We start from the raw sequence: 11,131 nt of genomic DNA on the forward strand, positions 1-11,131 counted from the left end.
AAGCATCACTTTTTATAGGGAAATCTGTCATAATTCATAATATTTTATAAGCCGCAAACAACTTGTGCATAATATTGTTATCGGATTGTAAATTTTAAATCTAAATTCTTATACTTACTTGACATAAATATATTTAGGTGATAAATTAATATATGATGAAGTTTAATCGGAGGTGAGATTTAATGGACAGTTGCAGTAGTTTTGGTCGAAGTATTCAAACAGGTGTTACGGAAATACTCAATGTAAGGCTGTCTGTTAAATTCTGACTGATGTTTAGCCTTTTGTAAACATAATATTACTTTCTGTTCCACCGAATATTATCCTATACTGCTCAACAATCAATTGTTAAACTGCTGTGGGAATAGCGGTGGTATTTTTATGCCCTTTTGAGACAAACGGGAGGTAATGATATGACAGAGAAAGTATTAAACAAACCAATGTACGCAGATGAAATCGTAAAGATTTTCAGGAGCGGACTTCCAAAAGACGAGCTTATAGAAAAAATTTCCGACTACCATACAAGCGATATTGCCGACGCTCTTGAAAAAATGACTGCCGACGAAAGAAAAGCGCTCTACCCTGTTCTCGGTGTGGAACTTGTTGCGGAAATATTTTCTTACATTGAAGATTCGGAAGAGTATCTGAAAGAAATTAATTCCGATAAAGTTGCTAATCTCCTTTCGGAAATGGACTCCGACGATGCGGTAGATATTCTTGAAAAGCTCGGCGATGACGACAGAAAAAGAATAGTCGCCTTGCTTGACAACGATGCAAAACAAGATGTACGAATGATTTTATCTTATGACGATGATGAAATCGGCAGTGAAATGACTACCAACTACATCGTTATAAGCAAAAATCTTTCTATAAAAGAAGCCAGACACGAACTTATCTCGCAGGCAGGTGAAAATGATAACATCAATACAATTTACGCTGTTGACGACAACAACTGTTTTTTCGGCGCTATTGATTTGAAAGATTTAATTGTTGCAAGGAATTATCAAAATCTTGATGACATCATAGTAAAGTCATATCCTTTTGTAACGGCACACGAAAAAATTACGGATTGTATTGAACAATTAAAAGACTATGCTGAAGATTCTATCCCTGTGCTTGATGACGAAAAACATATTCTCGGCGTTATTACCGCCCATGATATTGTTCAGGTTGTGGACGAGGAACTCGGTGAGGATTACGCAAAACTCGGTGGTTTGACCGCAGAAGAAGATTTAAACGAAACCACTTTTCAAAGCACAAAGAAAAGATTGCCTTGGCTAATTATTCTGCTTTTTCTCGGTATGGGAGTATCTTCGGTGGTAGGCATTTTTGAATCGGTGGTAGCCGTTATTCCGATAGTTATATGCTTTCAGTCGCTCATACTTGATATGGCGGGAAATGTAGGCACTCAATCGCTTGCGGTTACAATCCGTGTACTTATGGATGAAAATCTGACAGCGTCAGACAAATTAAAACTCACCGTCAAAGAAATGAAAGTCGGATTTTCAAACGGAATTTTTCTCGGTGTAATGGCAGTGATTTTTGTCGGTCTGTATATTTTCCTTATTAAAGGAAACAATATTGCCTACTCGTTTATTGTATCGGGCTGCGTAGGATTTTCGCTTTTGGCGTCTATGGTAATTTCAAGCCTTATCGGCACACTTGTTCCTATGTTCTTCAACAAAATGAAAATCGACCCTGCCGTAGCGTCAGGCCCATTGATTACAACCATAAACGACCTTGTTGCAGTTGTGACATATTACGGTATGGTATGGCTGCTTTTGATTAACATTTTACATTTAACCTAAATATTTTTACGATAAACAGGCGTGATTTTTTCGCCTGTTTTTGTTTGCGTAAATATTTCACACTACAACTAAACATCTTGTAATTTTACTTTTCTCTTATAAACACAACTGTGCATTTTGTAAAAATTTTTTAAGTAAACATCAGTGTATTTTTCAAAATTTTAGGATTTACTTTTTTATTCTGCTATGCTATAATTCATACGAATTCAAGGATATTGTAGTCCATAATTATTCTTTACAATAAATTTTAACAAAGAAGTGTGAATTATTATGACCGGTTCAAAATCCGTACGAAATCTGACGCAGGGTAAAATATTCAGTCAGATTTTATTTTTTGCCATTCCCGTAATTATAGGAAACCTTTTACAGGAATTATATAATGTAGTTGATACCTTGATAGTGGGGCAAACGCTTGGCGAAATCAAGCTTGCGGCGGTAGGCTCTACAAGCTCTCTTAACTTTTTTGCGCTCGGCTTTTTCATAGGTTTATCGGCAGGCTGTTCGGTAATCACCTCTCAACACTTCGGTGCAGGAAATATTAAGCAAATCAAAAAAAGTGTTGCCGCACATATATTAATCGGAATTATATCATCTGCCGTACTTACAGTTGCCTTTGTATTTTTAGTAAATCCGTTTTTAACAATGCTCGGCACTACAAAAGAAACTTTTGATTACGCAAGCCGGTATCTTACAATAATCTACCTCGGCATACCGGCAACTATGCTTTATAATCTTACAGCATCATTGCTCAGATCGGTCGGCGACAGCAAAACTCCGTTGTATTTACTGTTGTTCTCTTCTGTTCTGAATGTCGGACTTGACCTGCTGTTTATAGTAGTATTCAAATGGGATGTTGCAGGTGCGGCAATAGCAACTGTAGTTTCACAATTAATCTCCGCAGTGCTTTGCTGTATTTACATATGTTTTAAAGTTAAACTTCTTTTGCCGACCAAAGAAAGTTTTACAAGTATAGGCAGAATGGTTGCGGACGAACTTAAAGTCGGCTGTCCTATGGGACTTCAAAACTCTGTAATTTCTATAGGTATGATGGTTTTGCAGTATTTTGTAAATCAGTTCGGCTCATATGCGGTTGCAGGATATACTATCGGCAACAGAGTGCAGATGCTTGTTCAAAATCCGATGAACTCAATGAGCATGGTAATTGCTACCTTTGCGGGACAAAATGAGGGCGCAGGAAAATATGACAGAATACGAAAAGGCGTAAACTACTGCCTTATTCTCTGCATAACATACGCAATAGCAGTTGGCGCATTAACAATGTTGTTTGCCACACCGATTACGGGAATATTCACAAGCAACAGCTCTCAGCAAACAATAGATTATTCCGTACAATTCATATTCTGGAACTGCCCGTTTGAATTTACTCTCGGAATGTTGTTCATTTACAGAGGCACAATACAGGGTCTTAAAAACGGCATTATTCCGATGATCGGCTCGCTTATCGAGGTACTTATGAGAATATGTGCACCGGTTATTTTAAGCTCAATAATCGGTTATATATCAATCTGCGTTGCAGGTCCTGCCGCTTGGACGGCAAGTATGCTGTTAATGCTTGCGGTTTACTATATAAAAATGAAAGGCTTTAAAAATAAAAAAGCACTTGCATGAAATTAAGGGAACTTTTCAACCGAGAAGTTCCCTTATGTTTTACAGTTATTTATTATTTTGATAATTATTTATTGTTACGGAAAACATTTTTGACACGGGTCATATCCTCTGCTTATTACTTCATCACGAGTGCCTGTAAATTCCTCTTTATTGGAATCTTTCATTCTTTTTACTGCCGAGCAATCAGGATAGTGGAATTTTTTAGTATTGGTATTCAGTATATATGTATGTGTGTCTGTATTCTCATTTTTTGGAGATTCTTCGGGGTCTTCATAGTGACTTTCGGCTTTTGACTCTGCTTTGGACTCAACTTTGGATTCAACTTTTGGTTCTTCCTTGGTTGTCGGTACTGTATATTCACTTTCACCCGTTTTATAATCTATTTTTATATCGGGCTGAACATTATAGCAGTACACACAAAAAGTAATACTGTCGCCGTTATCTTCAACAGACTTTGCCTCAATTAATACGCCTCGTGCAACAAGTTCATCATCCTTAAATATCGGTGTAACCCTGTATAATGTATGGTTATCGGTTTCTTTTACATAATCGGCAACCATATTTTCAAAAGGCAGCATACCCTCAACATTTAGGTAACGGGTACCGGTAATGAGGTTCTTTTCGTTTGCGTTTTCGCCCGTCAGCTGATAGCCGATAAGATGACAGCGATTATACAAATAGTTTCCGTCAACACAATCATACTTTACCGTCTGCCATCCTGACGGTTTTACCGAACCTATTGAACCTCTCTCCTCGGTTGGCATAATATCTTTTCCCACACAGGCATATGCCATTCCGCATCTGCCTAATGTATCCAAATCACTGTAGTACTCAAATGGCGATGTTGTATATTCGTCATCACTGAAATACGGTTCATTGTCATTTATTTCCACATAGGGATTGCCAGAATATTCAGGTATTGACGAAAGGTCAAATTTCGGAGTCTGCAGTTTCGTAGGATTTACAGTCGCTTTTTGTTGTGATTTATCTTCACTTTGTTGAGTATAGCTTTCTTTTGTTTCCGATGATGTATCTAAAACTGTGGATACACAGCCTCCAAATACAGACAGTGCTATTGCTCCTGCCAACAATAAAATACTTTTCCTTTTCATAGTCATTTCCTTTCTGTTTTATAAATTAATATTTTTTAAATATTCCTCGGTTATTTCAGGGTGTGAAAAGCCTTTGAAATCCGAACTTGAAACAAGCGTAAAATCTTTTAAATCGTATGCAAACTTTACATCTGACGGGTATCTTCTGTTCCAATGAAAAATTATTAATTCAGAACATCTTTCTAAATTATCCGGTAAAATATCTTCAATAAAAAAATAATCGTTATTTTCAATTTTCACTAAATCAGATATATCATAAACTGTCATCAACCGAGTATTTCTCAATTCTTTATCTACAAATAATTCTTTTGAATATTCGCTTACCCATAAATTTTTGTTTTGAGTCATTTCAATAATTTTAGAAATCAAAATTTTGTCTGACGAAACGCGCCTTTTGTTAAACATAATTCCGTTGCAATCTTCAAGACATACTACTATGTGCATAAATTTCACCTCTTTATCTTTATTATACAATAAACAAATTTGTTAGCCAATATGTATATTAAATTTTCTCAAATATTTATACCAAATGATTGACATTAAAAAGCTTTAAATATAAAATTATTAACGGTGATTTTATGATTACGGAAACAGAACGATTATTTATTCGTGAGCTAACAAAAGATGATTTCAGTGCACTATATTCTGTTTTGGCAGATTCGGATATAACGCAACACTATCCATATACATTTGATAAAGCAAGAGTAATGAATTGGATTGACAAAAGCATTGAGCGATACAATATTTTCGGCTTTGGCTTGTGGGCAGTTTGCTTAAAAGATAACATTCCCTCCGCCGCTGTCGCTGTGTCATACGGTTGTAAAAAACTTGATGAATTTATTGACAGTGAAAATGAAACAACTGTTGTGTACGAAATCACAAGGACAGATTGGGAAAAAATTAAAATATAATTTTATACAAAAATTCACTTGATGTATATTGAAAAATATTTTATATGTTGATATAATAAAAATACCGATTGTTGACTAAGCCTTGGCTTTTTCATAAATATTTTAATAAGGAGATTAGTGTTTGACAAAGACTAATACAACTGTAATAGTAGCATAATCGGGAGGTTTGCTACTTTTACCCACAAACCTCCCAAAAGGTTTTTGATTTTACTTTTTGGAGGATTATGCTCTATGAATAGAGAAAACAAGAAAAAATCATATAAAAAAGGTTATTATAAATCACACGCTTGCAACGAAAGTTTTACCTGCAAGGTATGCGGCAGACTTGTCGTACCTAACGGTGCGGGAAGCGACCATCGCAATCATTGCCCTTACTGCCTGTCAAGTCAACATCTTGATATTGAGCCCGGTGATCGTGAGGCAGATTGCGGAGGAACTATGGAACCTGTCGCAGTATGGGTTCGCAAAAACGGCGAATGGGCGATTATTCACCGCTGCAAAATCTGCGGAACATCAAGCTCAAACAGAATTGCCGCTGACGATAACCCGATGAAACTTATGTCTATTGCAATGAAACCCGTATCATCTCCCCCGTTTCCGCTTGAAAAAATTGAAAAAATGACAAAACTTATGGGCGGTGACGGCGAACTTAAGTGGTAATAATCTGACTGCAAATCAAAAGGGCTCCTTGTCGGTTGGCGAGGAGTCTGATGTTATTTTTGAACATTTACATATTAAATTATTTTTTGAAAATAATAACACAAGGAGGTATATATATGTGTACTGCCGCAACATACAAAACCAAAGATTTTTATTTTGGAAGAACTCTTGATTACGAATTTTCTTACGGTGATGAAATTACAATTACACCGAGAAACTATGCCTTTGATTTTCGTCATACAAGCACTTGCAGCTCCCATTATGCAATAATCGGAATGGCTCATATTGCAGGTAATTATCCGCTCTACTATGATGCAATCAACGAAAAAGGGCTTGGAATGGCAGGACTTAACTTTGTCGGAAATGCCGTTTATGCCGAACCTGACGACAGTAAGGAAAATGTGGCGCAATTTGAATTTATACCGTATATCTTAAGCAAATGTGCGAGTGTAAGCGATGCAAAAAACTTGCTTGCAAAAATTAATCTCACAGGCACTCCGTTCAGCGATAAACTTCCGACCGCCGGGCTTCACTGGATAATTGCAGATAAAAACGAATCTATAACCGTTGAATCCGTTGCGGACGGACTTCATATTTACGATAATCCTGTCGGTGTACTCACTAACAATCCACCGTTTGAAACACAGATGTTTCTGCTGAATAATTATATGTCGCTCTCCGCTAAACAACCGCAGAACACATTTGCAAACGGACTTAAACTTAATTCGTACAGCCGTGGTATGGGGGCAATCGGATTGCCGGGTGATCTTTCATCTGCATCACGATTTGTGAGAGCTGCATTTACTAAAATGAATTCAATTTCAGGTGAAAGCGAAAACGAAAGTGTAAGCCAATTTTTCCATATTCTCGGCTCTGTAGATCAGCAACGAGGTTGTTGTGAAGTCAGCGAAGGAAAGTATGAAATTACAATTTATACTTCCTGCTGTAATGCCGCAAAGGGAATTTATTACTACACAACCTATAATAATCATCAGATTTCCGCCGTAGATATGCACAGAGAAAATCTTGACGGTACAGAGCTTATACGCTATCCGTTAATTACGGAACAACAAATCAATTTTCAAAACTAAAGCAACAGACCGACACATCAAAATGTATCGGTCTGTACTTTTATTCTGCGTTTTTAAGAGCCTCTTCCATAGGAATTTTTTTAATTTTTCTGAACTGCAGCGCACCTACAACAGCATATGCAAGTATGCCTAAAACAAGCATTTGAACATAAACCATAGGGTCAATGTAGAAAGTAAGCCAGCCTGAAAAGCTCCTGATAATTTCGGAATATATAGCTTTCATAAACAAATACGAAATCGGCAAGCTGATTATTACCGAAAGAATGGCTACAATCGCTGTTGACATAATATAAAGTCTTGTGATTTCTCCGTTCTGATAGCCGAGTATTTTTACTATCGAAACGGAATTTGCATTCTTTTCGATTATAACTTTAGAAAGCAGGTAAACAAGCAACATATAAAGGACAACGGAAAATACTACAATTATAGGAATCATTCCTCCCATTGAATCTGTCATTTGGTCGGAAACAACAGTCAAATCCTTTTGAGTAATTTTGCTTGCAATGTACTTATCATCAATATCGGTTATTTCATTATCCGAAAAATATCCGCTGAAATAATCATCGCTTTTTTCAAATTCGTTTCTGAAATTTTCTATATCTGTAAAGACTGCCAGTGATGCGGGATATTTATATGTACCGCTTATTGTCAGTCGATAAGTTTTATCATCATACTTTGTCTTTAAGTCAAGATTATCTCCGACTTTTAATCCGAATTTTTCCAATACACCCTCGGATACAAAAACAGAATTTCTGTCAACAAAACCTGCTTTTACATAGTCCGAATCCTTATCCACACCATACACGGTAATTTCATCCGAATTGTCCGAATTTTCAAAATCGGTTTCGAGTGTGGTTACAGCGTACTTTTCCGCTCCCTTAGTATCTGTTTCAACAGGAACTTTTAAAACATACTGATAATTACAAATCATATTATCGATTACTTCTGTCTTAAAATTATTTACCAATGGTGTCAATAAAAGACTGAACATTAAAATAAAGTTCGAGAATAAAATACCTATAAACATAACAATGTAGCCGGATTTATTTTGAAAAATCACACGAAGTCTGAATTTTGTCATAAATTTAAAATCAGGTAACTTCACAACCTTTTTCTTCTCTTTTTTGCTAAGGTCATGACGCAAAAATTTAAGAGGTGAAAGCGAAAGCTTTTTGCTGAGAATAAATATATTGACAAGTACCATAATTATACAAGGCACAACGGTTGTTATAAAGAAAGCATATGCATTCCACAATGTAACATACGGGCCAAGGCTGTAACTTCCGTAATAAATATCTGCTATAACATTTTTAAATACCGAATATCCGAGAATATTACCGAGTACCGCACCGATAAGAGTAACAATTACAGGCAAAACAAGATAATGTCTTAATAATTCGCCTCTTGTATAGCCTGATGCTCTGAGTGTACCGATAACAGCAGACTCTTTTTCAATAGTATTTGAAGTAGTAACTGCAAATACAAATGCCATAATAGCAATAACGATATATAAAAGAATTATCATCATAGATGTATCCGAACCGATATCATCACCCGAAAAATGGATTGCCTGATTATCGGGTTCGGCAATAAAGTTTTTGAGCTCTGCATTTTTTGCAATCAATTCTTTTATATCGGTATTTTTATCGTGCTTTTCCTGTTCTGAATATGAAGCATCGTTAAAAGTGTAAGAATAGCAATAGTTTAAATTTTTATCGGAAATTTTGTCAAAAGCATTATCTGTTACAGTTGCAACAGTAAAGTTTTGAGCGTCAAACATCATATCCGTATTACTTTTGAACAATGATGTGTAATCGGAAAAAGCAACATAACCGCTGACTTTGTATTCCTTGCCGTCAAGCGTTACTTTATCGCCGATTTTTATATCATTATTTTCGCTGAATAATCTGTCAAGTGCAATTTCATTGTCTGCCTTTGGAAATTCTCCGTCAAAAAGTTCTATCTTATCTACATCATTTCTCATTTTATAAATTCTGTATGTAGAGCTTTTATAGGTTTCTTCTTTATAAAAATTATCATAAAGCGTTAAATCTTCATCTTCAAGTTTTGTTTTAAGGTCATCGGTCATCTTGCTTTCAAGAACAAAATTACCGTCCTCTATATTATTTTTATCAAAACTTTCGTCAAAAGCGGTTTTCATACTTGTACCGGCAACCAAAAATCCTGATACAACTCCGATTGTAGCCACTAAGAATATAAAAATAACAATATACTTTCCGATATCTCCCTTAAGTTCTCGTGGCAGTCGCTTATTAAGCGGATTCTTCATAAATTCATCTCCTTACCAATCAAGCTCTTCGGCATTAACTTTTTCGGTATTTTCATATTCTTTACGAATATTTCCGTCTCTGAGTTTGATAACCTTATCTGCCATCAATTTGATAGCATCGTTATGAGTTACGATAATTACGGTGTTTCCGTACTTTTGATTAATGGTTTCGATAAGTTTTAAAATATCCTTTGAAGTTTTATAATCAAGCGCACCTGTCGGCTCATCACAGAGTAAAATATCGGGATTCTTTACAATTGCTCTGCCTATTGATGTTCTCTGCTGCTGACCGCCCGAAAGCTGACTCGGAACTTTATCCTTGTGTTCCCACAAACCGAGAGTATGCAAAAGTTCATCTGTATCAAGAGGATTTTTGCTTAAAAATGCTCCTACCTCTATATTTTCTTTTACAGTAAGATTCGGAATTAAATTATAGAACTGAAATACATAACCGAGATGATTTCTTCTGTAAAGCGAAAGCTGCTTTTCGTTCATATCTTCGATTTTACTGCCGTCAATGGAAATGCTGCCGCCATCGGCTTTTTCTATTCCGCCGATAATGTTGAGCAAGGTTGACTTACCCGAACCTGACGGACCGAGCAAAACGCAAATCTTGCCTTTCTCAACTCCGGTGGTAATACCTTTTAATACCTTTGTACGATTTTCCCCTGTACCGTAATACTTTTCTATACTCTTAATTTCAAGAAACATAAACTACCTCCTGCTATTTATATGAATATATGTTTATTTGTTCATATGTTCAATAATGAGAATTTAACATACAAAGCAAATATTGTCAAGTAAAAAATAAATAAAAGTTATTTTAAAAATTCATTTAGTTAGTTTTAACTAACCTAAGTCGTTAAAATTATCTGCTGTGTATGCATTTTGCCGACGCAGCAGACTGTTTTAGATTTTCTCTATCTTCATAGGAATATATCCTGCGTTTATTACAATATCTCTCAATTCTTTTTCGGCAATTTCCTGCTTTGTTCTCACATAAGCGGAATTTTCCGAAAGTTTTACCTTTGCAAGATAATTTTCTTTTGAGTTAAAAGCATTTTCCACTCGCATTGCACAGTTTTTGCAAGTCATACCGTCGATTTTTATTTTGTATTCAAAGCTGTAATTATTCACATTACTGTCCTTCGGCTTAACTTTTTTTATGCTGTCGCCGCCTGTACCACAGCAACCGCTTTTAAGGCTTTTGATGTATTTTAAAACACCAATTACACATATAACAGCGATAACCGCACAAACAATAATTGTAGAAATAATAGATTCCATAATAACAACCCCTTGTAAGTTAGTTTCTTCTAACCTTAGTATATCACTCTGCTTTTTCCTTGTCAAATAAAAATATTGTCTTAAAACAGTTCTGTTTTTGTTAAATATAAAAAACTCTTATTTAAGATTTCGAGTAAAGTTTTGCAGATTAGAGGTAACAAAATTCTTCCCGAAAAAATTATAAAATTCAAATTAAATTATGTGCTAAACTATAAATTACTCCAACTTTTTATAAAAAACCTTATCAAAAAAACTGCACCCTGTCATATTGTGGTGACCCCCAAAAGTTAGATTTGAAAGCGTAGTGGCTTTTAGCTGCTACGCTTTTGTTATGCAACTAAGGCAT

The 11,131-nt window shown here is 35.6% G+C and carries 10 protein-coding genes; 5 read left to right on the top strand and 5 right to left on the bottom strand.

The window, feature by feature from the left end; genetic code table 11:
- The first annotated feature begins 410 nt into the window (after positions 1-410).
- Both mgtE and AAAY30_RS06000 read left to right on the top strand, forming a co-directional pair.
- Positions 411-1,805, top strand: a complete 1,395-nt coding sequence (gene mgtE, locus AAAY30_RS05995) for a magnesium transporter (RefSeq protein ID WP_337781933.1) — start codon at positions 411-413, stop codon at positions 1,803-1,805.
- Between the two features lie 270 nt (positions 1,806-2,075).
- Positions 2,076-3,434 (top strand): MATE family efflux transporter, encoded by a 1,359-nt coding sequence (locus AAAY30_RS06000; RefSeq protein ID WP_022234037.1) that lies wholly within the window; start codon positions 2,076-2,078, stop codon positions 3,432-3,434.
- A 74-nt stretch (positions 3,435-3,508) separates the two neighbouring features.
- On the opposite strand, the gene AAAY30_RS06005 is transcribed toward AAAY30_RS06000, so the two are convergent.
- Positions 3,509-4,546, bottom strand: coding sequence for a DNA/RNA non-specific endonuclease (locus AAAY30_RS06005; protein ID WP_337781934.1), 1,038 nt, complete (start codon positions 4,544-4,546; stop codon positions 3,509-3,511).
- Positions 4,547-4,564: 18 nt separating this feature from the next.
- Positions 4,565-4,990 (bottom strand): hypothetical protein, encoded by a 426-nt coding sequence (locus tag AAAY30_RS06010; protein WP_294668192.1) that lies wholly within the window; start codon positions 4,988-4,990, stop codon positions 4,565-4,567.
- A 134-nt stretch (positions 4,991-5,124) separates the two neighbouring features.
- Here AAAY30_RS06010 and AAAY30_RS06015 point away from each other — a divergent pair, with 134 nt between their 5' ends.
- From AAAY30_RS06015 to bsh, 3 genes are all read left to right on the top strand, one after another.
- Positions 5,125-5,457: a GNAT family N-acetyltransferase gene (locus AAAY30_RS06015; protein WP_337781935.1), complete on the top strand. Its 333-nt coding sequence runs from the start codon at positions 5,125-5,127 to the stop codon at positions 5,455-5,457.
- 231 nt (positions 5,458-5,688) lie between these two features.
- Positions 5,689-6,117: an RNHCP domain-containing protein gene (locus tag AAAY30_RS06020; RefSeq protein ID WP_302186933.1), complete on the top strand. Its 429-nt coding sequence runs from the start codon at positions 5,689-5,691 to the stop codon at positions 6,115-6,117.
- Positions 6,118-6,233: 116 nt separating this feature from the next.
- Entirely contained in the window at positions 6,234-7,208 is a 975-nt protein-coding gene (bsh, locus tag AAAY30_RS06025; RefSeq protein ID WP_337781936.1) for a choloylglycine hydrolase, read from the top strand.
- A gap of 40 nt (positions 7,209-7,248) precedes the next feature.
- Here the strand turns inward: bsh and AAAY30_RS06030 are convergent, their stop codons facing one another.
- The 3 genes from AAAY30_RS06030 to AAAY30_RS06040 form a co-directional block, all read right to left on the bottom strand.
- Positions 7,249-9,498 carry an ABC transporter permease gene (locus AAAY30_RS06030; RefSeq protein ID WP_295025610.1) on the bottom strand — a complete coding sequence of 750 codons (2,250 nt, stop codon included), beginning with the start codon at positions 9,496-9,498 and terminating at the stop codon, positions 7,249-7,251.
- A 12-nt stretch (positions 9,499-9,510) separates the two neighbouring features.
- Entirely contained in the window at positions 9,511-10,209 is a 699-nt protein-coding gene (locus AAAY30_RS06035) for an ABC transporter ATP-binding protein (protein ID WP_022234032.1), read from the bottom strand.
- Positions 10,210-10,407: 198 nt separating this feature from the next.
- Positions 10,408-10,785, bottom strand: a complete 378-nt coding sequence (locus tag AAAY30_RS06040) for a heavy-metal-associated domain-containing protein (protein WP_295025612.1) — start codon at positions 10,783-10,785, stop codon at positions 10,408-10,410.
- Between the last annotated feature and the right edge of the window lie 346 nt (positions 10,786-11,131).

The sequence above is a fragment of the Ruminococcoides bili genome, from assembly GCF_040093295.1.
GTDB classification, from domain to species: Bacteria; Bacillota; Clostridia; order Oscillospirales; family Acutalibacteraceae; genus Ruminococcoides; species Ruminococcoides intestinale_A.

What these genes read in the sequence shown, in the direction of transcription:
- mgtE (WP_337781933.1), top strand. Translation starts at nt 411, where the DNA reads ATGACAGAGAAAGTATTAAACAAACCAATGTACGCAGATGAAATCGTA.
- AAAY30_RS06000 (WP_022234037.1), top strand. Translation starts at nt 2,076, where the DNA reads ATGACCGGTTCAAAATCCGTACGAAATCTGACGCAGGGTAAAATATTC.
- AAAY30_RS06005 (WP_337781934.1), bottom strand. Translation starts at nt 4,546, where the DNA reads ATGAAAAGGAAAAGTATTTTATTGTTGGCAGGAGCAATAGCACTGTCT.
- AAAY30_RS06010 (WP_294668192.1), bottom strand. Translation starts at nt 4,990, where the DNA reads ATGCACATAGTAGTATGTCTTGAAGATTGCAACGGAATTATGTTTAAC.
- AAAY30_RS06015 (WP_337781935.1), top strand. Translation starts at nt 5,125, where the DNA reads ATGATTACGGAAACAGAACGATTATTTATTCGTGAGCTAACAAAAGAT.
- AAAY30_RS06020 (WP_302186933.1), top strand. Translation starts at nt 5,689, where the DNA reads ATGAATAGAGAAAACAAGAAAAAATCATATAAAAAAGGTTATTATAAA.
- bsh (WP_337781936.1), top strand. Translation starts at nt 6,234, where the DNA reads ATGTGTACTGCCGCAACATACAAAACCAAAGATTTTTATTTTGGAAGA.
- AAAY30_RS06030 (WP_295025610.1), bottom strand. Translation starts at nt 9,498, where the DNA reads ATGAAGAATCCGCTTAATAAGCGACTGCCACGAGAACTTAAGGGAGAT.
- AAAY30_RS06035 (WP_022234032.1), bottom strand. Translation starts at nt 10,209, where the DNA reads ATGTTTCTTGAAATTAAGAGTATAGAAAAGTATTACGGTACAGGGGAA.
- AAAY30_RS06040 (WP_295025612.1), bottom strand. Translation starts at nt 10,785, where the DNA reads ATGGAATCTATTATTTCTACAATTATTGTTTGTGCGGTTATCGCTGTT.